General features: G+C 60.1%; 27 protein-coding genes. 11 read left to right on the forward strand and 16 right to left on the reverse strand.

What is annotated here, in order from left to right; all coding sequences use genetic code 11:
- Nucleotides 1-68: 68 nt before the first annotated feature.
- From murA to AB4O08_RS08075, 7 genes are all read right to left on the reverse strand, one after another.
- Nucleotides 69-1,334, reverse strand: a complete 1,266-nt coding sequence (gene murA, locus AB4O08_RS08045) for a UDP-N-acetylglucosamine 1-carboxyvinyltransferase (RefSeq protein WP_010213103.1) — start codon at nt 1,332-1,334, stop codon at nt 69-71.
- A gap of 23 nt (nt 1,335-1,357) precedes the next feature.
- Nucleotides 1,358-1,597, reverse strand: coding sequence for a BolA family protein (locus AB4O08_RS08050; RefSeq protein ID WP_003188597.1), 240 nt, complete (start codon nt 1,595-1,597; stop codon nt 1,358-1,360).
- A gap of 114 nt (nt 1,598-1,711) precedes the next feature.
- Entirely contained in the window at nt 1,712-2,017 is a 306-nt protein-coding gene (locus AB4O08_RS08055) for an STAS domain-containing protein (protein ID WP_010213104.1), read from the reverse strand.
- Nucleotides 2,014-2,664 carry an MlaC/ttg2D family ABC transporter substrate-binding protein gene (locus AB4O08_RS08060; RefSeq protein WP_010213105.1) on the reverse strand — a complete coding sequence of 217 codons (651 nt, stop codon included), beginning with the start codon at nt 2,662-2,664 and terminating at the stop codon, nt 2,014-2,016. Before AB4O08_RS08060 ends, AB4O08_RS08055 begins: the two co-directional genes overlap by 4 nt.
- Before the next feature lie 11 nt (nt 2,665-2,675).
- On the reverse strand, nt 2,676-3,143 hold the full coding sequence (mlaD, locus tag AB4O08_RS08065; RefSeq protein WP_010213106.1) for an outer membrane lipid asymmetry maintenance protein MlaD: 468 nt from the start codon (nt 3,141-3,143) through the stop codon (nt 2,676-2,678).
- Nucleotides 3,143-3,940, reverse strand: coding sequence for a lipid asymmetry maintenance ABC transporter permease subunit MlaE (mlaE, locus tag AB4O08_RS08070; RefSeq protein ID WP_010213107.1), 798 nt, complete (start codon nt 3,938-3,940; stop codon nt 3,143-3,145). Before mlaE ends, mlaD begins: the two co-directional genes overlap by 1 nt.
- Complete coding sequence (locus tag AB4O08_RS08075) at nt 3,940-4,749, reverse strand: ATP-binding cassette domain-containing protein (protein WP_003171811.1); 810 nt, start codon at nt 4,747-4,749, stop codon at nt 3,940-3,942. Before AB4O08_RS08075 ends, mlaE begins: the two co-directional genes overlap by 1 nt.
- Nucleotides 4,750-5,047: 298 nt before the next feature.
- Between AB4O08_RS08075 and AB4O08_RS08080 the strand changes: the two genes are divergently transcribed.
- The 10 genes from AB4O08_RS08080 (at nt 5,048) to AB4O08_RS08125 (ending at nt 12,057) form a co-directional block, all read left to right on the forward strand.
- Nucleotides 5,048-6,022 (forward strand): KpsF/GutQ family sugar-phosphate isomerase, encoded by a 975-nt coding sequence (locus AB4O08_RS08080; protein WP_010213108.1) that lies wholly within the window; start codon nt 5,048-5,050, stop codon nt 6,020-6,022.
- On the forward strand, nt 6,023-6,547 hold the full coding sequence (locus AB4O08_RS08085; protein WP_010213109.1) for a KdsC family phosphatase: 525 nt from the start codon (nt 6,023-6,025) through the stop codon (nt 6,545-6,547). It abuts the gene before it with no gap.
- Nucleotides 6,548-6,555: 8 nt separating this feature from the next.
- Nucleotides 6,556-7,128 (forward strand): LPS export ABC transporter periplasmic protein LptC, encoded by a 573-nt coding sequence (lptC, locus tag AB4O08_RS08090; RefSeq protein WP_460114793.1) that lies wholly within the window; start codon nt 6,556-6,558, stop codon nt 7,126-7,128.
- Complete coding sequence (gene lptA, locus AB4O08_RS08095) at nt 7,115-7,648, forward strand: lipopolysaccharide transport periplasmic protein LptA (protein ID WP_021491882.1); 534 nt, start codon at nt 7,115-7,117, stop codon at nt 7,646-7,648. The genes lptC and lptA overlap by 14 nt, the downstream gene beginning before the upstream one ends.
- Entirely contained in the window at nt 7,648-8,373 is a 726-nt protein-coding gene (lptB, locus tag AB4O08_RS08100) for an LPS export ABC transporter ATP-binding protein (protein WP_010213114.1), read from the forward strand. Before lptA ends, lptB begins: the two co-directional genes overlap by 1 nt.
- 185 nt (nt 8,374-8,558) lie before the next feature.
- Complete coding sequence (locus tag AB4O08_RS08105; RefSeq protein ID WP_045791312.1) at nt 8,559-10,052, forward strand: RNA polymerase factor sigma-54; 1,494 nt, start codon at nt 8,559-8,561, stop codon at nt 10,050-10,052.
- Between the two features lie 75 nt (nt 10,053-10,127).
- The gene (gene hpf / locus AB4O08_RS08110; RefSeq protein ID WP_010213116.1) at nt 10,128-10,433 is read left to right on the forward strand and encodes a ribosome hibernation-promoting factor, HPF/YfiA family; all 306 of its coding nucleotides are present in this window, start codon (nt 10,128-10,130) and stop codon (nt 10,431-10,433) included.
- 10 nt (nt 10,434-10,443) lie between these two features.
- Nucleotides 10,444-10,908 carry a PTS IIA-like nitrogen regulatory protein PtsN gene (ptsN, locus tag AB4O08_RS08115; protein WP_010213118.1) on the forward strand — a complete coding sequence of 155 codons (465 nt, stop codon included), beginning with the start codon at nt 10,444-10,446 and terminating at the stop codon, nt 10,906-10,908.
- 2 nt (nt 10,909-10,910) lie between these two features.
- Nucleotides 10,911-11,768, forward strand: coding sequence for an RNase adapter RapZ (gene rapZ, locus AB4O08_RS08120; protein ID WP_010213119.1), 858 nt, complete (start codon nt 10,911-10,913; stop codon nt 11,766-11,768).
- A 16-nt stretch (nt 11,769-11,784) separates the two neighbouring features.
- On the forward strand, nt 11,785-12,057 hold the full coding sequence (locus AB4O08_RS08125; RefSeq protein ID WP_010213120.1) for an HPr family phosphocarrier protein: 273 nt from the start codon (nt 11,785-11,787) through the stop codon (nt 12,055-12,057).
- Nucleotides 12,058-12,145: 88 nt separating this feature from the next.
- On the opposite strand, the gene AB4O08_RS08130 is transcribed toward AB4O08_RS08125, so the two are convergent.
- The 6 genes from AB4O08_RS08130 to pmbA all read right to left on the reverse strand — a co-directional run bounded on the left by AB4O08_RS08130 (nt 12,146) and on the right by pmbA (nt 17,403).
- Nucleotides 12,146-13,039 carry a ZIP family metal transporter gene (locus AB4O08_RS08130; RefSeq protein ID WP_010213121.1) on the reverse strand — a complete coding sequence of 298 codons (894 nt, stop codon included), beginning with the start codon at nt 13,037-13,039 and terminating at the stop codon, nt 12,146-12,148.
- 33 nt (nt 13,040-13,072) lie between these two features.
- Nucleotides 13,073-13,684 carry a superoxide dismutase gene (locus tag AB4O08_RS08135; RefSeq protein WP_010213122.1) on the reverse strand — a complete coding sequence of 204 codons (612 nt, stop codon included), beginning with the start codon at nt 13,682-13,684 and terminating at the stop codon, nt 13,073-13,075.
- 1 nt (nt 13,685) lies between these two features.
- Entirely contained in the window at nt 13,686-14,114 is a 429-nt protein-coding gene (locus tag AB4O08_RS08140; RefSeq protein WP_021491884.1) for a hypothetical protein, read from the reverse strand.
- 27 nt (nt 14,115-14,141) lie between these two features.
- The gene (locus AB4O08_RS08145; protein ID WP_021491885.1) at nt 14,142-15,518 is read right to left on the reverse strand and encodes a class II fumarate hydratase; all 1,377 of its coding nucleotides are present in this window, start codon (nt 15,516-15,518) and stop codon (nt 14,142-14,144) included.
- Entirely contained in the window at nt 15,511-15,906 is a 396-nt protein-coding gene (locus tag AB4O08_RS08150) for a hypothetical protein (RefSeq protein ID WP_021491886.1), read from the reverse strand. The genes AB4O08_RS08145 and AB4O08_RS08150 overlap by 8 nt, the downstream gene beginning before the upstream one ends.
- Nucleotides 15,907-16,056: 150 nt before the next feature.
- Entirely contained in the window at nt 16,057-17,403 is a 1,347-nt protein-coding gene (gene pmbA / locus AB4O08_RS08155) for a metalloprotease PmbA (protein WP_460114794.1), read from the reverse strand.
- 108 nt (nt 17,404-17,511) lie between these two features.
- Between pmbA and yjgA the strand changes: the two genes are divergently transcribed.
- Complete coding sequence (yjgA, locus tag AB4O08_RS08160) at nt 17,512-18,033, forward strand: ribosome biogenesis factor YjgA (RefSeq protein WP_010213128.1); 522 nt, start codon at nt 17,512-17,514, stop codon at nt 18,031-18,033.
- Between the two features lie 45 nt (nt 18,034-18,078).
- On the opposite strand, the gene tldD is transcribed toward yjgA, so the two are convergent.
- From tldD to AB4O08_RS08175, 3 genes are read right to left on the reverse strand one after another with little or no spacing between them, the layout of a single operon-like run.
- A complete protein-coding gene (tldD, locus tag AB4O08_RS08165; protein WP_010213129.1) occupies nt 18,079-19,521 on the reverse strand; it encodes a metalloprotease TldD in 1,443 nt (480 codons plus the stop codon).
- Nucleotides 19,522-19,537: 16 nt separating this feature from the next.
- Entirely contained in the window at nt 19,538-20,386 is an 849-nt protein-coding gene (locus AB4O08_RS08170) for a carbon-nitrogen hydrolase family protein (protein ID WP_010213131.1), read from the reverse strand.
- Nucleotides 20,387-20,434: 48 nt separating this feature from the next.
- Nucleotides 20,435-24,250, reverse strand: coding sequence for a YhdP family protein (locus AB4O08_RS08175; protein ID WP_460114795.1), 3,816 nt, complete (start codon nt 24,248-24,250; stop codon nt 20,435-20,437).
- Nucleotides 24,251-24,315 lie beyond the last annotated feature (65 nt).

A 24,315-nucleotide genomic window follows, 5' to 3' on the forward strand; every position in this document is an offset into this window, starting at 1 on the left:
GATTCTGGATAAACACGTTATCGTTGAGGTCTTTCGCGAGCAAGCTTGCTCCTACAGTGCAGCAGGGACTAGCCCGGTACGCGGCGGATTTTCGCGCCGAGCATCTGCAGTTTCTCTTCGATGCACTCGTAGCCACGATCTATGTGGTAGATGCGGTCGATCAACGTGTCGCCTTCGGCGATCAGTGCCGAGATCACCAGGCTGGCCGAAGCCCGCAGGTCGGTAGCCATCACTGGCGCACCCTTGAGTTTCTCGGTGCCCGTCACGATGGCGGTATTGCCTTCGACCTGGATCTTCGCGCCCATGCGGTGCAGTTCATACACGTGCATGAAGCGGTTTTCGAAGATGGTCTCGATCACGGCGCCGGTGCCTTCGGCAATGGCGTTCAAGGAGATGAACTGCGCCTGCATGTCGGTCGGAAACGCCGGGTACGGCGCGGTACGCACGTTGACGGCTTTAGGACGCTTGCCGTGCATGTTCAGCTCGATCCAGTCTTCACCGGTGGTGATTTCGGCACCGGCTTCGCGCAGTTTTTCCAGGACCGCTTCCAGGATGGTCGGATCGGTGTCCTTGACCTTGACGCGGCCACCGGTCACGGCAGCAGCAACCAGGTAGGTGCCGGTCTCGATACGGTCGGGCATGACCTTGTAGGTTGCAGTGTGCAGGCGCTCTACACCATCGATGGTGATGGTGTCGGTGCCGGCACCGGAAACCTTGGCACCCATTGCGTTCAGGAAGTTGGCCAGATCGACCACTTCCGGCTCGCGCGCGGCGTTCTGCAGCACGCTGCGGCCTTTGGCCAGGGCAGCAGCCATCATGATGTTCTCGGTACCGGTCACGCTGACGGTATCAAAGAAGAAGTTCGCGCCACGCAGGCCGCCTTCCGGCGCCTTGGCCTTGATGTAGCCGCCTTCGACGTCGATGACTGCACCCATGGCTTCGAGGCCACGGATGTGCAGGTCCACCGGACGCGAACCGATGGCGCAACCGCCAGGCAGGGCGACTTCGGCCTCACCAAAACGGGCAACCATCGGGCCCAGCACCAGGATCGACGCACGCATGGTTTTCACCAATTCGTACGGGGCGATCAAGGTCTTGATGGTGCGCGGATCGATTTCGACGGCCAGTTTCTCGTCGATCACCGGCTCGATCCCCATACGACCGAACAACTCGATCATGGTGGTGATGTCGTGCAGGTGCGGCAGGTTGGCCACGGTAACCGGGCCATCGCACAGCAGGGTCGCTGCCAGGATCGGCAAGGCGGAGTTTTTTGCACCGGAGATGCGAATTTCGCCATCAAGGCGGGCACCGCCGGTAATAATCAATTTATCCATAAGAATCTCGACGCCTTGGGGGCTCAGGTGCGCTCGGCCCAGGCCGCGCGGCTGAAAAATTTCATAGTGACCGCATGGATGCTGCCATCGGTGATCCACGGGTTCAAATGGGCATAGATCTGCTGCTGACGCTTGACCGGGCTGAGTGCCGCCAGTTCATCGCTAATCACGTTCAGCTGGAAGTTGCAGCCTTCGCCTTCAACTTCTACGGTCGTTTCCGGCAGCTTTCCTTCAAGAAAGCTCTTAACTTCTAGGGCCTGCATGCTCAACCTCTATCGGCGCCCAGTGCGCGCGGGTCGCACATCATACAAAAAAGCCCCGCGCCTGCGAACCCCGCATAGCAGGACTCTGACGGGGGGCCTCTTTAATAATGTGTATTAAGGATGGGCCAGCAGTTCGGTCAGACCGGAAACTTCGGCAATTTCACGCATGTCTTCGGGCATTGCGCGGATGCTGACGGGCTTTTTCGCCGCTTGGGCATCACGCATGAAGCACAGCAACAACGATAAACCGACGCTGCTGGACTTGGTCACCGCCGAACAATCCAGCACCAACGCGGGCGCGGAACTGGTCTTGATCAGTGCCTGGCCCTGCTTGCGCAGGTCAGGCCCGGTGAGGTAATCCAGCACGCCGCTGATGAACAGCTCGCCGGCATCGCCTAGACGAACAGCCGCTTCAGTCATTGCGCAGGCTTCCCGGAAGCTTGTTTGTCGGTTTCTTCCTTGGCCTTGGCGACTTCGCCGGCCCAACCATTGATGGTCTTGTCCAGGTCATTGCCATTGCGTTGCATGGCGTCGGCGAACTGGTCACGGAACAGCTTGCCGATGTTGATCCCGTTGATGATCACATTACGCAGCTTCCACTCGCCGTTGATCTTTTCCAGGGTGTACTGCACCGGGTAGACGGCGCCGTTATTGCCCTTGACGCTCATGTTGACGCTGGTGCGATCACCGGACTCGTCACCGGCTGGAGCGACGGTAATCCCCTGGTTGTTGTACTCAAGCAAAGCGTTGCCGTAGAACTGGAACAGGCCTTTCTTGAAGTTTTCCTGGAAAGTCTGCATCTGCGCGGGAGTTGCCTTGCGCGAATACTTGACCGTCATGATGCTGCGGGAAATGCCTTCGGCATCGACCACCGGGCCGACAATGGTGTTGAGCGCGTCGTAGAACTTACTCGGGTCTTGCTTGTACTGCTCTTTATTGGCAGTCAGGTCAGCCAGCATCTTGCTGGTCGTGTCCTGCACCAGCTCGTGCGCAGAACCTGCAGCGTTAGCCATCAGCGGCAGCGCTGCCAACAACACCAGCAGGCCACGTCGCAAGGTAGAGATCATGAACAGATTCCTCATTTGGCGTCTTTATTGACCGTATTAAGCAGGAATTTACCGATCAGGTCTTCAAGCACCAGCGACGACTGTGTGTCGTGGATTGTCGAGCCATCCTTGAGCAGGGCTGTTTCCCCACCCACGCTGATACCGATGTATTTTTCGCCCAGCAGACCCGCAGTGAGGATAGATGCAGTGGAGTCGGTCGGCAGATTATCTACCTTCTTGTCCAGTTGCAGGGTCACTCGCCCGGTGAAGCTGTCGCGGTCCAGATCGATTGCCGTGACCTTGCCGATGGTCACACCGGCCATGGTCACTTTAGCTCTGACAGTCAAACCGGCGAGATTATCGAAGTACGCGTAAAGTTTATATGTATCGGCGGTGGGGCTGGCCGACAGGCCACTGACTCGCAGGGCCAACAAGAGTAAAGCCAGGATGCCAGCCAGCAAGAAAAGGCCGACACCGATTTCCACAGTGCGGTTTTGCATCAGAAATCTCCAAACATCAAGGCGGTCAAAATGAAGTCAAGGCCCAGTACCGCCAGCGAGGCGTACACAACGGTCTTGGTGGTGGCGCGACTGATCCCTTCTGAAGTGGGCTCACAGTCGTAGCCTTGGAATACGGCGATCCAGGTGACGACAAAGGCGAAGACAATGCTCTTTATGATGCCGTTGAGCACGTCACCGCTGAAGGTCACGCTGTTTTGCATGTTGGCCCAGTAGGAGCCGTCGTAGACGCCCAGCCAGTCCACCGCCACCCACGAACCGCCCCAGATACCGACCACGCTGAAGATCATCGCCAGCAGTGGCAGGGAAATGAAGCCGGCCCACAGGCGCGGGGCAACAATGTACTTGAGCGGATCCACGCCGATCATTTCCAGGCTGGACAGCTGTTCGGTGGACTTCATGTTGCCGATTTCGGCGGTCAGCGCGGAACCCGCACGCCCGGCGAACAACAAGGCAGTCACCACCGGCCCCAGTTCACGCAACAGCGTCAGGGCGACCATCTGCCCCACCGCCTGCTCCGAACCGTAGCTGGAAAGAATATTGAAGCCCTGCAACGCCAGCACCATGCCGATGAATACCCCAGAGACCACGATGATCACCAGGGACATCACGCCTACCGAATGCAGCTGCTTGATCAGCAGGCCGAAGCCGCCGCCAATGCCGCCGCGACCGAGCAGGGCGTGGAACAGGAAAATCGTCGAACGACCGAGCACTTCGACAATGTCGATACCCGAACGACCGAAAAGGCGAACCTTCTCGATGAGAGATGTCTTGCGCATCAGCGCTTCCCCAGAAGATCTGAGCGGTAATCCGCTGCCGGAAAGTGAAAAGGCACCGGGCCATCAGGATCGCCGGTCATGAATTGGCGAATGCGCGGGTTGTCGGCGTTCATCAGTTCTTCGGGCGTGCCCTGCCCCAGCACCTGGCCATCGCCGACGACATAGAGGTAATCGGCAATGCTCGCGGTTTCTGCCAGATCGTGGGAGACCACAATGCTGGTGATGCCCAACGCATCGTTGAGCAAGCGGATCAAACGCACCAGCACGCCCATGGCGATGGGGTCCTGACCGACAAAAGGCTCGTCATACATGAGGATCTGCGGGTCGAGGGCAATGGCACGCGCCAGGGCCACACGGCGCTTCATGCCGCCGGACAGCTCGTCAGGCATCAGGTCGATGGCACCGCGAAGGCCTACGGCCTGCAGTTTCAGCAACACAATGTCACGAATCATTTCATCGGACAGCTGGGTATGCACCCGCAGCGGAAAGGCCACGTTCTCGAAAACATCGAGGTCGGTGAACAGCGCACCGCTCTGGAACAGCACACCCATATGCTTGCGCGCATCGAACAGATCACTGCGCGACAGCGTCGGCAGGTTCTGGCCATTGACCCACACTTCGCCGGCACTGGGCCGCAATTGCATGCCCATCAGGCGCAACAGGGTGGTCTTGCCGCAACCGGAAGGCCCCATGATGCCCGTGACCTTGCCGCGCGGAATGCGGATATCGACGTTATTGAAGATGCTGCGCGTCCCGCGCTTGAAGGTCAGTCCCTTCAGCTCGACCGCGTAGGCGTTATCGGCACTCATCTAAACTCCTTGGGATGCAGCCTCTCACTCAGACACCACGCTTGCGACAAACGTTTGCAACCGTTGTGCAATAGTTGGCCACGTGGGCTGGGCGGACCGAACTGGCGGCGAACTATATCACTGCTGGTACAGGGCGCCCAAGGCCGGAACAGCGCTTGTTCAGATTGGGGACAGGGAAAAATCGTTGCTTGGGATGAATCTCAAGCGCATTGCGAACAAACCCTGACGAACTAGCGTGAGGGAATTGATCATTACCGCTATAATCGCCGACTTTTCGTCAGGCTATACGATTTCAGACATGAGCCAATCCAGCGACCTTATTCAATCCGCACAACGCACCATTCGCCTCGAGCTTGAAGCCGTAGAAGGCTTGCTGGCGCATATCGACGCAGATTTCGTACGCGCGTGCGAGATGATTCTGGCCAGCAAGGGCCGGGTTGTCGTGGTCGGCATGGGCAAGTCGGGTCACGTCGGCAACAAGATCGCCGCCACCCTGGCCAGCACCGGGACCACTGCGTTTTTCGTGCACCCGGCCGAGGCCAGCCACGGCGATATGGGCATGATCACCAAGGATGACATCATCCTGGCGCTGTCCAACTCCGGCACCACCAACGAAATCGTGACCCTGCTGCCACTGATCAAGCGCCTGGGCATACAGATGATCAGCCTCACCGGCAACCCGGAATCGACCCTGGCCAAGGCCGCCGACGTAAACCTGAATGTTCACGTGGCCCACGAGGCCTGCCCGCTGAACCTCGCGCCCACCTCCTCCACCACCGCGGCGCTGGTCATGGGTGACGCCCTGGCTGTGGCGCTGCTGGAAGCCCGTGGGTTTACCGCTGAAGACTTCGCTTTTTCCCATCCCGGTGGCGCCCTGGGCCGCCGCCTGCTGTTGAAAGTGGAAAACGTCATGCATTCCGGTGATGAACTGCCCCACGTCCAGCGCGGCACCTTGTTGAAGGACGCGCTGATGGAAATGACCCGCAAAGGCCTGGGCATGACCGTGATCCTGGAAGACAACGGCCGCCTGGCCGGGGTCTTCACCGACGGCGACCTGCGCCGCACCCTGGACCGCACCATTGATATCCATACCGCCACCATCGATGCGGTGATGACCCCCCATGGCAAGACCGCCCGCCCTGAAATGCTGGCCGCCGAAGCCTTGAAGATCATGGAAGACCACAAGATCGGTGCGCTGGTGGTGGTCGATGCCAATGACCACCCGATCGGCGCCCTGAACATGCACGACTTGCTGCGTGCGGGAGTGATGTAAATGACCAGCGACCTGTTGCAACGCGGTAAAAACATCAAGTTGGCGATTTTCGACGTTGATGGCGTGCTGACCGATGGCCGCCTGTACTTCCTCGAAGACGGCAGTGAATTCAAGACGTTCAACACCCTCGACGGCCAGGGCATCAAGATGCTGATGGCGTCAGGCGTGCAAACGGCAATTATCAGTGGCCGGAAAACTCCGGTTGTGGAACGCCGCGCACAAAATCTGGGGATTCCTCACCTGTATCAGGGCCGCGAGGATAAACTGGTGGTTCTGGACGAGCTTCTTGGCCAACTCAACCTAAGCTATGAGCAGGTCGCCTACTTGGGCGATGACCTGCCAGACCTGCCGGTGATCCGCCGGGTGGGCTTGGGCATGGCGGTCGCCAATGCGGCGGCATTTGTTCGCGAGCATGCCCACGGCATCACCACCGCCCGTGGCGGCGAAGGTGCCGCCCGCGAGTTCTGCGAGCTGATCCTGCGTGCCCAGGGCAGCCTTGAAGCGGCCCACGCCGCCTACTTATAGAGCGTTTTATGCTGAGCAAAAAGATTCGCAACTTCCTGTTATTCGGGGTCATCGCCGCGCTGCTCCTGGCGGTGGGCTACTGGAATATCAGCCCGGAGCGCTTTCTCGACCAGCCTGTTGCGCAGGCTGACCAAGGCGCTATCGACTATTACGCCACCAATGCCTACAGCGTACAGTTCCTACCTGACGGCAAAGTGCAGTACGAAATGGCATCGGACAAAGTCGAACACTTGAAGGCATCCGAAGTCACCCTGCTGACCAACCCCGACCTGAATCTGTACCGCGGCACCGAATTCCCCTGGCACGTCACCAGCAAGCGTGGCGAGGTCAACCCGGACGGTACCGAAGTTGAATTGATCGACTCGGTACGCGTCGCCCGCACTGACGCGCAGAACCGCGATACCGTGATTACCAGCAGTCGCATGACCGTATTCCCGCAGAAGCAATATGCGCAGACCGAGCAAGACGTTAGAATCGACGGCGCTGGCGGTGTATCGACTGGCAAGGGAATGAAAGCGTATTTGAAAGAAAGCAGGATACACCTGCTATCGAACGTAAGAGGACAGTATGAGGCTCGTTAAAACTCTCCCTATTTTGCTCGGTCTGGGCGCAGCACTGGGAAGCGTGAGCGCCTGGGCTCTGCCGAACGATAGCCAGCAGCCGATCCACATCTCGGCTGACGATGCGCAGCTGGATGACAAGCAAGGTGTCGCCACCTACACCGGTGGCGTGATCATTACCCAGGGTTCGATGAAGATCACCGGTAATACGGTGACCCTGACTCGCACCGCTGCCGGCGACATCGACGTGGTGACTTCCGTGGGCAACCTGGCTTACTTCGAACAGAAGCAGTCGCCTACCGACACCGGCCCGATGAAAGGCTACGGCAAGACCATCCAGTACCACGCCCAGCAGAACCGCATCGTGCTGATCGATCAGGCCAAGGTGCTCAGCCCCGATGGCAACTCCACGGAAGGCGAGAAAATCACCTACGACACCGTGAAACAGATCGCTAACGCCGGTCGTGCCAATGGCAGCAAGGTCACTGCACCACGCCCACGCATCGACATGGTTATCCAGCCGAAGAAGAAGGCCGAGTAATGGCAACCCTGAAAGCCCAGCATCTGGCCAAGGCCTATAAAAGCCGTCAGGTCGTGCGCGACGTCAGCCTGTCGATCGACAGCGGCCAGATCGTCGGCTTGCTCGGCCCCAACGGTGCCGGCAAGACCACCTGCTTCTACATGATCGTCGGCCTGGTCCAGGCGGACCAGGGTCGCGTGCTGATCGACGACCTGGACGTGAGCCACCAGCCGATGCACGGCCGTGCACGCGCCGGTATCGGCTATCTCCCGCAGGAAGCGTCGATCTTCCGCAAACTGTCGGTCGCCGATAACATCATGGCGATCCTCGAGACCCGCAAGGAACTCGACCGTGACGGCCGCCGCAAGGAACTGGAAAGCCTGCTGCAGGAATTCCACATCAACCACATTCGCGACAACCTCGGCATGAGCCTGTCCGGTGGTGAGCGTCGTCGTGTGGAAATCGCCCGCGCCCTGGCCACTGCCCCCAAGTTCATTCTGCTGGACGAACCGTTTGCCGGCGTCGACCCGATCTCGGTCGGCGACATCAAGCAGATCATCCATCACCTCAAGGCCAAGGGCATTGGCGTGCTGATCACTGACCACAACGTCCGTGAGACCCTCGATATCTGCGAAACCGCGTATATCGTCAACGATGGCCAACTGATCGCCGAAGGTGACTCGGCCACCATCCTGGCCAACGATCTGGTCAAGGAAGTGTACCTGGGTCACGAGTTCCGCCTGTAAACATCGTGGTGTCACGGCCGTTTGCCGAGGTGCGCGGGAGTCAATGAAAACCTCCGGATTTTTATTGTTACCGCGCTCTAGGCAAAGCCCCCGACATCAGGCATATAATTTGCTTATGTTTGGCGCTCACGCGCCCTGTCGTGGATGGCGCATTGCGCCGGCGAATAAGGTGTTAAGCCCCTGCCATGAAACCATCGCTAGTCCTGAGAATGGGCCAGCAGCTGACGATGACACCGCAGCTGCAACAGGCCATCCGCCTGCTCCAATTGTCGACCCTGGACCTGCAACAGGAAATCCAGGAGGCCTTGGAGTCCAACCCGATGCTCGAACGCCAGGAAGAAGGCGACGACTTCGATAATGCAGACCCGCTGGCCGATAACATCGAGCAAAAACCCAATTCCGACGTGCAGGAACCCTCCTATCAGGAAACCGCCCCTACGGTGGATAACCTTGAGGAAGGCGATTGGAACGAACGCATCCCCAACGAGCTTCCCGTCGACACGGCCTGGGAAGACGTCTACCAGACCAGCGCCAGCAGCCTGCCCAGCAATGACGATGACGAGTGGGACTTCACCACCCGCACCTCCGTTGGCGAGAGCCTGCAGAGCCATCTGCTCTGGCAACTGAACCTGGCGCCGATGTCGGACACCGATCGCTTGATCGCCGTGACCCTGATCGACTGCATCAACAACCAGGGTTATCTGGACGAGACGCTTGAAGAAATTCTTGAAGCCTTCGACCCGGAACTGGATATCGAGCTGGACGAGATTGAAGCCGTCCTGCACCGCATCCAGCAGTTCGAGCCCGCCGGCATCGGCGCACGCAGCCTCAGCGAATGCCTGTTGCTGCAATTGCGCCAACTGCCGGCCAAGACCGCCTGGCTCGCCGAGGCCCAGCGCCTGGTCACCGACTACATCGACTTGCTCGGCAGCCGCGACTACAGCCAGTTGATGCGCCGCATGAAGCTCAAGGAAGACGACCTGCGCCAGGTCATCGAGCTGGTACAGAGCCTCAACCCGCGCCCAGGCTCGCAAATCGAGTCGAGCGAAGCCGAATACGTAGTCCCCGACGTCATCGTGCGCAAGGACAACGAGCGCTGGCTGGTGGAGCTGAACCAGGAGTCGGTGCCGCGCCTGCGCGTCAACCCGCAATACGCCGGTTTCGTACGTCGCGCCGATACCAGCGCCGACAACACCTTCATGCGCAACCAGTTGCAGGAAGCGCGCTGGTTCATCAAGAGCCTGCAAAGCCGCAACGAAACCCTGATGAAAGTGGCCACTCAGATCGTCGAGCACCAGCGCGGATTCCTGGAATACGGCGACGAGGCGATGAAACCGCTGGTACTGCATGACATCGCCGAAGCGGTTGGCATGCATGAATCGACGATTTCCCGGGTGACCACCCAGAAATTCATGCATACCCCACGGGGTATTTATGAACTGAAATACTTTTTCTCCAGCCATGTCAGCACCTCCGAAGGCGGTGAATGCTCGTCCACGGCGATTCGCGCGATCATCAAAAAACTGGTTGCTGCGGAAAATCAGAAAAAGCCATTGAGTGACAGTAAGATCGCTGGTTTACTGGAGGCACAAGGCATTCAGGTCGCCCGTCGAACCGTCGCCAAGTACCGCGAATCCCTTGGGATCGCGCCTTCCAGCGAGCGTAAGCGTTTGATGTGACGGGCGGGCCACAGCGTTCCAGTGGCAGGTAGTCCTACCTGCCGCTTTATGCACTGGCAACGAAGGAGAAGCTGTATGCAAGTCAACATCAGTGGACACCATGTAGAAGTCACCCCTCCATTGCGCGAATACGTCGAGCAGAAGCTGAAACGGCTTGAGGGTCATTTCGACAAGATCACCAATGTGCAAGTCATCATGAAGGTCGACAAGCTTCAGCAGAAAATTGAAGCGACTCTCCAGATACCCGGTGGCGAAGTAGTCGCCAATGCCGAGCATGAAGACATGTATGCATCAATCGACTTGCTCACAGACAAGCTTGACCGCCAACTTAAAAAGCATAAGGAAAAGAATCTGAGCCTGCTTCAGGGCACAGGTCGTTAACTCTCCCCCCATGATCCGACTTGAAACCATCCTGACCCCCGGCCGTTCCCTTGTGAACGCGCCGGGCGGCAGCAAGAAGAAAGCCCTTGAGCAAATTGCCAACCTGATCAGCCGCGAAGTGCCTGAACTGGAAATGCAAGATGTCTACGAGGCTCTGATTGCCCGTGAGAAACTCGGTTCCACCGGTTTTGGCAACGGCATCGCCATTCCGCACTGCCGCCTCAAAGGCTGCGAGACCCCAGTCAGCGCCCTGCTTCACCTGGACGCTCCCATCGATTTCGACGCTATCGACGGTGCCCCGGTCGACCTGCTGTTTGTACTGCTGGTCCCGCAGGCTGCCACCGATGCGCACCTGGAACTGCTTCGGCAGATCGCCAGCATGCTCGACCGCAAGGACGTACGCGACAAACTGCGCAGCGCCAAAAGCAACGAGGCGCTTTACCAGGTTGTCCTGGATGAACAGAACGGGCAGTAATCATGCGCTTGATCATCGTCAGCGGCCGCTCCGGCTCGGGTAAAAGCACCGCCCTCAACGTTCTTGAGGACAGCGGTTTCTATTGCATCGACAACCTGCCCGCCGGCCTGCTGCCGGAATTGGCGGAGCGCGCGTTGATCCACACCGAACTGGCTCAGCCTCTGGTTGCCGTTTCGATTGATGCACGCAACCTGCCCAGCCACCTTGAGCGATTCCCGCAATTGCTCGAGGAAGTGCGGGCCAAGCATATCCATTGCGATGTGCTCTACCTGGATGCCGACGAAGAGACTCTGCTCAAGCGTTTCTCCGAAACCCGTCGGCGCCACCCCCTCAGCAGCCCTCACCGTTCCCTGGCGGAAGCCATTGAAGACGAAACCAAGCTGCTGGGGCCGATCATTGACCTCGCCGACCTCAAGATCAACACCACCAGCCTCAACCTGTACCAGTTGCGCGACGCCATCAAGCTGCGCCTGCTGAACCAGCCGGAGCCAGGCACCGCCTTTCTGGTCGAGTCGTTTGGGTTCAAGCGTGGCATGCCGGTGGACGCCGACCTGGTGTTCGACGTGCGCTGCCTGCCCAACCCCTACTGGAAGCCGGAGCTGCGTGAGCAATCCGGGCTGGACCAGGCCGTGGCCGATTACCTGGCCGCGCAACCGGATGTGGAGGAAATGTTCCAGGACATTTCCAGTTACCTGCTCAAATGGCTGCCGCGTTTTGCCGCCAGCAATCGCGCCTATGTCACCATTGCCATCGGCTGCACCGGCGGGCACCACCGCTCCGTCTACCTGACCGAGCGCCTGGGCCAGGTGTTGCAACAAACCCTCAAGAATGTCCAGGTCCGCCACCGCGACCTTAGCTGAAAGGAACACCTTCGCGATGCCCGCTCTGGAAATTGAAATCATCAACAAACTGGGCCTGCACGCCCGTGCCTCGGCCAAATTTGTCGGTGTCGCCGGGCAGTTTCCCTGTCAGATCCGCGCCGGACGTACGCCGGAATCCATGGTCGATGGCAAAAGCATCATGGCCATGATGATGCTGGCTGCCGGCAAGGGCACCAAGATTCACTTGAAGACAGAGGGCGAGCAGGAAGACGAAGCGATGGCCGCACTGGTGGCACTGATCAATAACTACTTCGACGAAGGCGAATAACCCTCCTGTAGAAGTCTGGCTGACCGGCGATAGCATCCACGACTCGCGACTGATCGCCGGCGAGCCGGCGCCTACAAGGGAGCGGGTATTATCCCAAAGCCGTGTCCATCACCATCATCAAGCAAAATCCGATGCACAACCCAAGGCTGGCGAGCTTTTCATGACCATTGCGTCGCGACTCGGGGATGACCTCGTGAGTCACCACCAGCAGCATCGCGCCAGCGGCAAGCGCCAAACCCAGTGGCAACACTACTTCGGCAAGGCTGACCAACCAGGCACAAAGCACCGCAAACACCGGCTCCACCAGACCTGACGCCGCACCGATCAAGAACGCCTTGCCCCGCGACATCCCCGCCCCGGCCAACACCAACGCAATCACCAGCCCTTCCGGCACGTCCTGCAAGGCGATGCCCATGGCCAGGCTGTCAGCATCCGGCATGCCGCCGCCCGCCGAGACACCCACAGCCATGCCTTCCGGGATATTGTGGGCAATGATGGCAAACACAAACAGCCAGATACGCGGCGGGATCACCGGTTTGTCCGGCGTGCCCACCAGCATTTCCGGGCTGGCGCCGGAGACTTTGCGGTCAACCAGATACAGCCCGAAGGCGCCCAACATAATGCCAAAACTGATCAATCCACTGGCCCCCCAGGGCGAGAGCCCCAGGCCTTCAGCCGCAGCGATGCCCGGCACGATCAGCGAAAACGCGGTCGCCGCCAACATCACCCCAGCCCCAAAGCCCAGCAGCGTATCGCTCAATGCCACCGGCATGCGCCGGATAACCAGCACCGGCACCGCGCCGAGCGCCGTCCCGAGCGCACAGATGGATCCGCCCTGCAGGGCGCGCAGAATGCGCGGCTCCAGGTTCAGCCACGCCAGCCCGTGGGCCACCAGCAATGCAGTACCTGCCAATAGCAGCAGCGAGCCAAACGCATAACGAAACATTCGCCCGCTGCTGATCGCCAGTGTTTCAGTGCCCATAGTCGGCCTTAGATCTTGTTATGAAGGTGAATGTCAGGCCACGGCGGCCTGATAGCGTGCGGCGACTTCTGGCCAGTTGATAACACTGTAGAAGGCATTGATGTATTCCGGGCGGCGGTTCTGGTACAGCAAATAGTAGGCGTGTTCCCAGACGTCTAGACCTAGGATCGGCGTGTTGCCGCTCATCAGCGGACTGTCTTGGTTACCGCTGCTTTCCACCACCAGGGTCTTTTGTGGATTGACGCTCAGCCAGGCCCAGCCGCTGCCAAAACGGGTCAACGCAGCCTTGGTGAAAGCCTCCTTGAAGCTGTCGAAACCGCCCAACTGCTCCTCGATGGCTTTTCCCAATGCGCCGTCGGGTTTACCGCCACCTTTGGGCGACATCACTGCCCAGAACAGCGAGTGGTTGGCATGGCCGCCGCCCTGATTGATCACGGCTGCGCGCAGTTTTTCCGGCAGTTGCTGCACGCTGGAGACCAGCTTCTCCACCGGCCAGCCGGCGAACTCGGTGCCGTCGACGGCAGCGTTGAGGTTGTTGATGTAGGTCTGATGGTGCTTGGTGTAGTGGATTTCCATGGTTTGCGCATCGATATGCGGTTCCAGGGCATCGTAGGCGTAAGGCAATGCAGGCAAGGTATAAGTCATATCAATGTGCTCCGTATTGAGGAGGGGTGGGTTGCGCCGCTGCGCCACCCAACAGGCGATGAGTGCGAGGGTACTCGCCGTGATCGCTGATGAAATTCAAGAGCTCGACGTAGGTCTTGCTGCTCTGGCGCAGCGCCGCTTCCCGCAATTGCGGGTTCAGCCGCGGATCCTGCAGGGTCTGCAGCAGGCGCTGGTGGATGGCGCAAAGGTATTCCGCGCTTTCCTCCGGCTGATTCAGGCGCAGGTGCAGGTCCGCCAGGTTGTGATGGGAAATGACGCAAGCCGCCACTGCTTCGTCGGCGTCCGCCCAGCGTTCGAACAACACTTGGGCCAAGGCGAGGGCTTGCAAATAGGCCTCGCGAGCGTCCACCAACTCGCCTGCCATAAAGCAGCGATTGGCCCGTTCGATCGTGCGTTTCCAGTGCTCCATGGTGAGCCTCCAAAGCAGGGTCGGTGATTACACGCCGCCGGCCGTGAGTTTTTCCGGATCCAGCAGAACTTCCAGTTGGCTGCGCGGTAAGTCGGTGTGTTCAAGGGCGACGTCAATCACCGGACGGCCTTGCTGATAGGCCTTCTTGGCAATTTCAGCGGCCTTTTGGTAACCGATGATCGGGTTGAGCGCGGTCACCAGGATCGGGTTGCGCGACAGCGCTTCCTTGAGCTTGGCTTCGTTGACCTTGAAACTGGCGATGGCTTTATCGGCCAGCAAACGGCTGGCATTGGCCAGCAATTCGAGGCTGCTGAGCAGGTTCTGCGCGACGATCGGCAGCATCACGTTCAACTCGAAGTTGCCGGACTGGCCTGCGACGGTGATCACCGCGTCATTACCGATAACCTGGGCGGCAACCATCGCCGTCGCTTCCGGGATCACCGGATTGACCTTGCCAGGCATGATTGACGAGCCAGGCTGCAGGCCTTCCAGTTCGATTTCACCCAGGCCCGCGAGCGGACCGGAGTTCATCCAGCGCAGGTCGTTAGCGATTTTCATCAGCGACACGGCAATGGCTTTTAACTGGCCGGAGACCGCGACGGCGGTGTCCTGGGAGCCAATCAGCGCGAACAGGTTCTTGCCGGGCGTGAATTTCACGCCGGTCAGGCTGCTCAGTTGCTGACTGAAACGCACAGCGAATTCCGGGTGTGCGTTGATCCCAGTGCCAACCGCCGTACCGCCCTGGGCCAGCGCTTGCAGGCTCGGCAATAGATCCTGCAAGTGGCCGATATTGGCCTTGAGCTGCTGCGACCAACCGTTGAGCACCTGGCTCATGCGCACAGGCATGGCGTCCATCAGGTGCGTTCGGCCGGTTTTGATGAACGGGTGAACCTCCTCGGCTTTCTGTTCAATGACTTGCACCAAATGCAGCAGGGCCGGCAGCGTTTGCTCATGCAGGACCAGTGCGGCACTGACATGGATGGTGGTCGGAATGATGTCGTTGCTGCTTTGGCCGCAGTTCACGTGGTCGTTGGGGTTGACCGATTCGCCAAGCAACCGGGTAGCGAGGGTGGCAATCACTTCATTGGCGTTCATGTTGGAGCTAGTGCCGGAGCCCGTCTGGAAGATATCCACCGGGAAGTGACGCATGAAGTCGCCTTCCAGCAAGCCTTGGGCGGCGTCGACGATGGCCTTGCCCTGGCCTTCGCTGATTTGCTTGAGGTCGACGTTGACCTTGGCGGCGGCGGTCTTGGCCAGGATCAGGGCGCGGATGAATTGCGCCGGCATGCGTTGATGACTGATCGGGAAGTTGTTCACCGCGCGCTGGGTTTGCGCACCATACAAGGCCTCGGCCGGCACTTGCAGTTCGCCCATGCTGTCGCGTTCGATACGGGTGTTACTCATCGGAAGATCCTTGCACCAGGTCAGAAACAGAAATCGAGGGCAGCAGCTCGCAGGTCGCCAATCGCCACGCAAAGGACTGCCAGCGCTTGAGGCGGCATGCGCAGTGGGAGAGTTTTTCCAGGTCGCGCAGGGGGCGCCAGGCTTGATCCAGGCACAGAGAGCGCCAATGCCAGGGCAGTGCGATGTCGCTGGCGGTATCGAGCAGCAGGTGGAATGAAGTTTCTGCGATCGTCCACGGATGGGTCGCCGTGCAGCACGCCAGGTATCGCCCCTCATTGAGGTAATGTTCGATCAGGCGCGGTTCGTTGGGGTCGAGGCCGCAGCGAATCTGGCGACTCATCCAGCGCCAGCTCTCCAGGTAAGGATCCTCATGCAGGACAGAACTCATGATCCACACTCATTCGGTAATGATATTTATTATTAAATGATATTGAGAATCAAAACAAGTGCAACAAACTAGCCACCTGCAATGCACGCACAAAAAAAGGCGCGCCGTCTTGAGGAGGGCGCGCCTTTATTGGGTGAAGCGTCGGAAGGATCAGCTGCCAGCGACAGTCATCCGCTCGATCAACACCGAACCTGTGCGAATGTTGCTGCGCAGTTCCAGATCATTACCCACAGCAACGATCTGCTTGAACATGTCGCGCATATTGCCGGCGATGGTCACCTCCTGGACGGCAAACTGAATTTCGCCATTTTCCACCCAGAAACCCGCCGCCCCCCGGGAGTAATCACCGGTGACCATGTTCAGGCCATGGCCCATCAACTCAGTCACCAGCAGGCCACGCCCCATTCGCCGCAGCAGCGCCGCCTGGTCTTCATCGCCGTGGGTGACGAACAGGTTATGCACGCCGCCGGAGTTGGCGGTGCTGGGCAGGCCCAGCTTGCGACCGGCGTATGTGCCCAGCACGTAAGACACCAACTCGCCCTTCTCGACGAACGGCTTGGCATAAGTCGCCAAGCCATCACCGTCGAACGACGTACTGCCCATGGCGCGCATCAAGTGCGGACGTTCATCGATGGTCAGCCACTCCGGGAACAGTTTCTGGCCAATCGAGCCTTCCAGGAACGAGGATTTGCGGTACAAGTTGCCACCGGAAATCGCCCCCAGGAAGCTGCCAAACAACCCACCGGCCAGTTCCGCCGAGAACAGCACCGGCACTTCACAGGTCGGCACCGGGCGCGCACCCAGACGGCTCGCCGCACGCTGCGCGGCGCGCTGACCAATGCTGACCGCGTCCGCCAGCAACTCGCCCTGACGGTTCACGTCATACCAGTAATCACGCTGCATCTGGCCATCGGCTTCGGCGATCATCACGCAGCTCAAGCTATGACGGGTGGATGCATAACCACCGATAAAGCCATGGCTGTTGCCATACACGCGGCACCCCTGGTGCGTGCTCAACGTGGTGCCATCCGCATTCTTGATGCGGGGATCGGCGTCGAACGCGGCCGCTTCGCAGATCAGCGCCTTTTCAATGGCCTGTTCGGGTGTGATATCCCAGGCGTGAAACAGATCGAAATCCTGCAGGTCCTTGGCCATCAGCGCTTTATCGGCCAGGCCAGAGCTTTCATCCTCGGAGGTGTGCTTGGCGATTGCCAACGCTGCGGCCACCGTCTCGCGGATCGCGTCCGGACCGCTGGCCGAGGTGCTGGCCGAACCTTTGCGCTGCCCCATGTACAGCGTGATGCCGAAACCCTGGTCGCGGTTGAACTCAACAGTCTCCACTTCCCGCTGACGGACCGACGTCGACAGCCCCTGCTCCAGCGACACCGCCACTTCACAGGCACTGGCCCCCTGGCGCTTGGCCTCGGCAAGGATCTGCTCGACTTGTTCCTGCAGTGCCGGTAACGCTTGCGGACCGACGCCTTGGGCTGCACTCATGGTTATCTCCACTCAAATTCTGCTTTCGGTTAAGGCCATCGAGCGACCGGGCCGGACAAGCGGCCCCCGACTGGTTATCATGGCGGCGTTTCTTTGCGGACTGCCACCATGGTTGATTCTTACGACGACTCCCTCGATGGGGAGAAAAGCAAAACCCAGGTCAAACGTGAGCTGCATGCTCTGGTCGACCTCGGCGAGCGCCTTACAACGCTCAAAAAAGACTTGATTGCAAAACTGCCACTGACCGACGAAATGCGTCGTGCCCTGGCCGATGCGCCCAAGCACACCGCGAATATCGCGCGTAAACGGCACATCTCGTTTATCGGCAAGCTCATGCGCGATCAGGACATCGACGCCATTTTGACTTTGCTCGATCAAACCGATGCCTCGACTCGCCAGTACAACGAACGCTTCCATAACCTGGAACGTTGGCGTGACCGCCTGATCTCGGGCGATGACGCGGTGCTGGAGAAATTCGTGATGGACTACCCGGATGCGGACCGCCAGCAACTGCGCTCCCTGATCCGTCAGGCCCAGCACGAACTGGCGCATAACAAGGCGCCCGCCACCAGCCGTAAAATCTTCAAGTACATCCGTGAGCTGGACGAGACTCAACGCGGCCTGCGTTGATCCTCTTCCCCGGGTGGCGTTCTGCGCCACCCGAAGCTCCACCCCTTACGACCCCGTGCCACCCACGGTGATCGCATCAATCTTCAGCGTTGGCTGGCCGACACCCACCGGCACCGACTGCCCATCCTTCCCGCAGGTACCCACGCCGCTGTCCAGCGACAGGTCGTTACCGACCATCGACACCTTGCTCATCGCTTCAGGACCGTTACCAATCAACGTTGCGCCTTTGACCGGCGCGGTGATCTTGCCGTCTTCGATCAGGTACGCCTCGCTGGTGGAGAACACGAACTTGCCGCTGGTGATGTCCACCTGACCGCCGCCGAGGTTGGCGCAGTAGATGCCGCGTTTCACCGAAGCAATGATTTCCGCCGGATCGCTTTCGCCACCGAGCATGTAGGTGTTGGTCATCCGCGGCATCGGCAGGTGCGCGTAGGATTCACGCCGACCGTTACCGGTGCGCGCCACGCCCATCAGGCGGGCGTTAAGCTTGTCTTGCATGTAGCCCTTGAGCACGCCGTTTTCGATCAGGGTGGTGCATTCGGTTGGCGTGCCTTCGTCGTCGACGCTCAGCGAGCCACGGCGCCCGGCCAGGGTGCCATCATCGACGATGGTGCAGAGCTTGGACGCAACCATCTCGCCCATGCGCCCGCTATAGGCCGAACTGCCCTTGCGGTTGAAGTCACCTTCCAGGCCATGGCCGACCGCTTCGTGCAGCAGCACGCCGGACCAGCCCGAACCCAACACCACCGGCAAAGTACCAGCCGGCGCCGGGATGGCTTCCAGATTGACCAGCGCCTGGCGCAACGCTTCACGGGCATACCCCATGGCACGGTCGTCGGTGAGGAAATAACGGTAGTCGGTACGCCCGCCGCCGCCATGGCCACCGCGTTCGCGGCGACCGTTCTGTTCGACGATCACACTGACGTTGAAGCGCACCAGCGGCCGCACATCCGCCGCCAGGCCGCCGTCGGTGGACGCCACCAGAATGCGCTCCCACACACCGGCCATGCTCACGGTGACTTGCTGGATACGCGGGTCGAGGGCGCGGGTTGCAGCGTCGATACGCTTGAGCAGCTCGACCTTTTCCGCACGACTGATCACTTCCAGGGGGTTATCCGGCGCGTACAACTGCGCCACGTCCTGGGTGCTGAACGCCTGCACCGTGCCATTTTGGCCCGCACGGGAGATCGAGCGCGCGGCACGCGCGGCCAGGCCCAAGGCTTCCAGGGTGATCGCGTTGCTGTAGGCAAAACCGGTTTTCTCACCGGACTGCGCACGCACACCCACACCCTGATCGAGGTTGAAACTGCCTTCCTTGACGATGCCGTCTTCCAGAGCCCAGGACTCGGAAATCTGCCCCTGGAAATACAGGTCGGCCGCGTCGATGCCCGGCCCGGCCAGATCGCCAAGCACGGTTTGCAAGCTTTCGATGGTCACGCCACCGGGGGCCAGGAGGTGATCACTGACTGAGGACAACAACTCGCTCATAGGTATGGCCTTAAATTCATCGTTCCGAAGCAGGTCGCTGTGCGCCCTGCGAGAAAAAGCGCCGATGGTTGACCACCGGCATGCGCGCCCGTATCGACGCCTGTTCACTGCTATCGCGTTCGGCCAGCAACACCGCTTCGCCTTTATCCTGTTGTGCCAGCACACGGCCCCAAGGGTCGACAATCGCCGCGTGGCCATAGGTTTCCCGTGGCCCCGGATGCACCCCGCCTTGAGCCGCCGCCAGCAGGTAACACTGGGTCTCGATGGCACGTGCACGGATCAGCACATCCCAGTGCGCGGCGCCGGTCACCGCCGTAAACGCTGAAGGCGCGGTGATCAATTCAGCCCCCGCCGCGCGCAGCTCACTGTACAGCTCGGGGAAGCGCAGGTCATAACACACCGTCAGGCCCAACCGGCCGACGGGCGTGTCCGCCACCACCACATGATCTCCGAAAGCATAGTCGTCGGATTCGCGATAGCGACCGCGAGCATCGGCGACATCCACATCGAACAGGTGCAGCTTGTCGTAACGGGCAACGATTTCGCCCTGATCATCGACCAGCAGCGAGCAGGCATTGGACTTGGCGTTCGGCCGATCCTTGGGCGGCAGCGGCAAAGTACCGGCCACTATCCATAAGGTGAGGTCGCGGGCAGTCTGTTTCAACCACGGCAGGATCGGGCCTTCGCCCAGCGCTTCGGCGCGACCGATGTCGGCCACGTCGCGGCGGCCCATGGCGGCGAAGTTTTCCGGTAATACCGCCAGCTTCGCGCCACCCGCCGCGGCGTGTTCCAGCAGACGCCGGGCCTGGGCCAGATTGGCCAGCACATCGCTCTGGCTGACCATTTGAATTACCGCAAAGGACATGGACCGACCCTCCGTAATGGATAGGCCGCCATGCTACTCCACAGGCTCTCAGTTTGGCTTTTCAAATGGCTTATCGAAGGTGATTTTCGGGTCCTTCCACGGGCCTTCGACCTTGTATTGCACGCTGGCGAAGCGCGCAACACGGTCACCGATCAGTTTGTCGATCAGGAACAACGCGCCACCAATGGCGGGCGCGCCCACGATCAGCGCGGCGATCGGCAGGTTATTGGTCACTGGCAGGGTGACCAGCAGCTTGGCGTCGACACGGTCTGCGACCAGGTCCAGGGTGCCGTTGAGCTCCAGGTTAGTGGAAGGCCCGGTCATGGTGATCGGCTCCCGGGTCACGAACACGCCATTACTGGCCGCCAACAAGCCTTTGACCCGGTCATAGCTCAAACCCTTGCCGAGCAAGTCCGAGAAGTCCAGCCGCAGACGGCGTCCAATGGAGTTGAAGTTCAGCAGGCCAAACACCCGCAGCGCCTGGGCGCCGCCTTCCACTTCTACGAACTGGCCGTTGCGGAACGATGCGTCCAGACTACCGGAGAAACGCTTGGGCCCGACGTAGGCTGGCGAGCCGGGCCAGCGACCGTCCACATCCAGATGGAAATCCTGACTAGTGACAGTGGGCGCATAACCCCAACCCTTGAGCACATCACCGATATTCTTGCCATCCAGACGGCCTTTGTACCAACTGCTGCTGTCGCCCGCCGTCCCTTCCCAACCACCGGCGCCCTTGAGCTGCATGCCCTTGAGGCCAAGGTCCAGGTTATTGAAGGCCATGCCTTTGGCCGTCGGGCGGATTTTCAGCGACCAGGTGCCTATCAGGTCCGGGCCCTGGAACAGCTGGTCGATGGCGATATCCAGTGCAGGGATATTTTTTGGATCGACATCGGCCAAGGGGTCTGGCGCGTTTTCGTCAGCCTGCACCGTCGGGTCCACTGCCGGCAGCTTCACATACTGCAGGTTGATCGCAATCGGCGCGCCTTTGGCGTCCGGCAGGTTGACCGTGCCCTTGGCTTGCTGACTGTCGAGCTGCAGGCCCCAGGCCGCAGGCTTGCGGTCCAGTTGCAGATTGACCTGATCAAACTGAGTGCCAAAGCCGGTCAGCTTGCCTACCTTGAAGTCGGCGCCACTGAGCAACTGCTTCGCGCTACCGCCCGGATCATTGCCCGCGTAGCGGTCTACCAGTTTCTTCCACGGGTCGATATCGAGTTCAGACAGCACGCCGCGAATACGCAAACCCTTGGCCCCTGGCAACACTGCATCGCCATCGCCGAGGAAAAGTTCGCCACGCCCGTCGTTGAATTTGTCCGGCGGCGCGGCAAACGTGAAGTTGGCCAGTTCGCCGTAATCAAACCAATAACGACGCTCGGCGCCCTGCAAGGTCATGCGGAACACACTGTCACGTCCTTGGCTGGCGGGCATGCCGAACGGTGCCGGTAGGTCCACGGCAACGCCCTTCAGATTGGAGCTGACCATCAACTGGCTATCGGCGCCATCCAGGGTCAGTTGCAGTTGGTAAGGCACATCGCCGGACACTGGCAACGGTTGACTGATATTCAACCAGTCCGTCAGCCGCTTGACCGTCACTTGGCCCTTGGCAGTCACACGCGTGCTGATATTCCCCGGCTTGCCATCGGCAACAATCTGCGCAGTGATCGGCCGGTCGAACGCCTGGGCCGTGATGTTCTGGCCACTGAGGCCCTTGGCGCTGTCGAAACGGAAATCGCCCTTGAGCTGGGTCAAGTCCAGGGTCGGCTCTGCCAATTGCAGGCGCGATTTATCCGTCTTGAAGTCCACCACGATCTTCGGCTCGGTGCCTTTCGCCAGTGGTATATCCAGGTCAAGGCTGCCTTGCAGGTCACCGTCACCTTTCCAGCCGGCAAAGGTCGAAGCGGTGCCGATCGGCGCTTCCTGGAGGATTTTCAAACCGTCGCCCAAGCCACCGGCAAACCCACCCGTCAACAACAGATGACTGTCCTTGCCCTCCGGGGCGTGGGGAATATTGACGTAGACGTCCTTGACCTTGGTGTCGAGCAACTGGCCCTTGCTGGCGAGGATGCGTACGCCGCTCTCCTCGACAAACACTTCGCCGCTGACCTTGCTCACATGAGGCCAGCCCGGCTGAAACGCCAATTCGGCGTCATGCACCTTGAAGAACAGGCTGATATTACGCGACGCCGGTAGCGCGTCGTGGTTCAGCGACCCCTGATACTGGAAGAAGCCCTGGTCCACTGCGCCCTTGAGAATCGCGGTGCGCAGCCACTCATCCAGCGCCGGGCTCAACACCGCAGGCAGGTACTTGGGGGTGAATCGCCCATCCCCATCGACCATGCCGACCCGCAGGTCCATGTAGTCTTCCTGGCTGTGGTCGAAATGCAGGCGAATCAGGAAATCGGCAGCGACGTTGCCCTCCTCACCCAGCACCTTGATGTATGGGGCAATCAGGGTGAAGCCTTCCTTGTCGAGCTTCCACGTCAGGCGTGCATTGGCCTGGATGTACTGCCACGGCTTGGCAAAGATCGGATCGAGGTGCAGGGAAAAGTCCTTGCTGTCCATGCGTAACTCGCCATGGCCCAGATCGCCGCTGATGCTGCCGGATACGTTACGCGCGGCGGGCGCCCCCATGTAGGCATCAAACCCGATGCGTTCGAGGTTGGCGGCGAAGCTGACTTTTTGATCGGTCGTATCTTCAGGGCGAAAGTCCACCAGCACATTACGCAGCAGGCCTGTGGCCTTAAGGTGCTGGATAGTCTTGGCAAAACCTTCCGGCAGCGGCGCCAGGGCATTGAGCAGCGGCGTGATCGGGGTCAGGTCCAGGCGGTCGGCCTGGAGCTTCCAGACTTCCAGGTCCTTGTCGGTGGCCAGGTGCTGTTGCAGTTGCAGGTGCGATTCCCAGCGGGTGTCCCCCAGGTTCATCGCCAGTGAGTCGAACAGGACCTTGAGACCGGTTTCGCTGCGTTGCAGGTAAGCGGTGAGCGCCAGATTCTCGATATGCACAGGTTTGCGGTCGGCGTAGCTGCCCTTCACCTGCGGCGAATTGAGGCGCACCACCGCGCTCTGCACGGTGCCTTGGGCCCAGGTCAGCCAGAATTCACCACCGGCCTTGAATTGGGTGAGCTTCCACTGCTGGGTCAGTTTGGCCGGAATCCACTTGGCCCAGTCGCTTTGCGGCAGGCTCAGGTAGGCCTGGACTTCACCGTCCTTCCATTGACTGGCGCGAATACGCGTGCGCAGGCTCACCGCCAATGGCTGGCCGTCGGGCAAGGTCAGGCGTGCATCCAGGCGTTGGCGGGTGACGCCAGTGTGCAGGCTCAGGCCGACATACGTCAGGGTCACCGGCGCCTGGTCAAATGGCTGCAAGGTCACCTGGCTATCGAGCAACGACACGCGCTCGACCTTTTGCATGTTCTTGAGCAGCTGCTCAGGGTCCACGGGCTGATCGTCCTGCACCGGCAGACCTTGCAGCGCCCACTTGCCATCCTTGTCTTCCTTGGCGCTGAGCTGCAGACCGCCGACCTGCAGGTGGGCAATGCGCACCTCGCGGGCCATCAGGCTGGCCCACATATCCGGCACCACTTCGACCTGATCCAGACGCAAGGCACTGCTGCCCTCGCCCACCATCACATCGTGGGCCCGCAATACCGGTGCGAACCCGCTCCAGCGGCCTTCAACGCTGCCAATGTGCAGCGGCATGTCCACCGCGGCCTGGGCCTTGGCTTCGATCTCCGCACGGTACTCGGCCACCAGCGGCGTCAATTCACGCCCCAGGCTCACATACACCGCCGCCAATACCAGCAACAAGGCACAGAAGCCCAGGCTCCAACGGGTCAAAGCGGCAAAAAAGCGTATCAGACGCTCCATGTCAGGCGACCCTCAAGGCAGTAGTCGGACGGCAGATCAAGGCCTGCCTGTCTCATAAAAGGTAA

This window comes from Pseudomonas sp. H3_E07, from assembly GCF_054668895.1.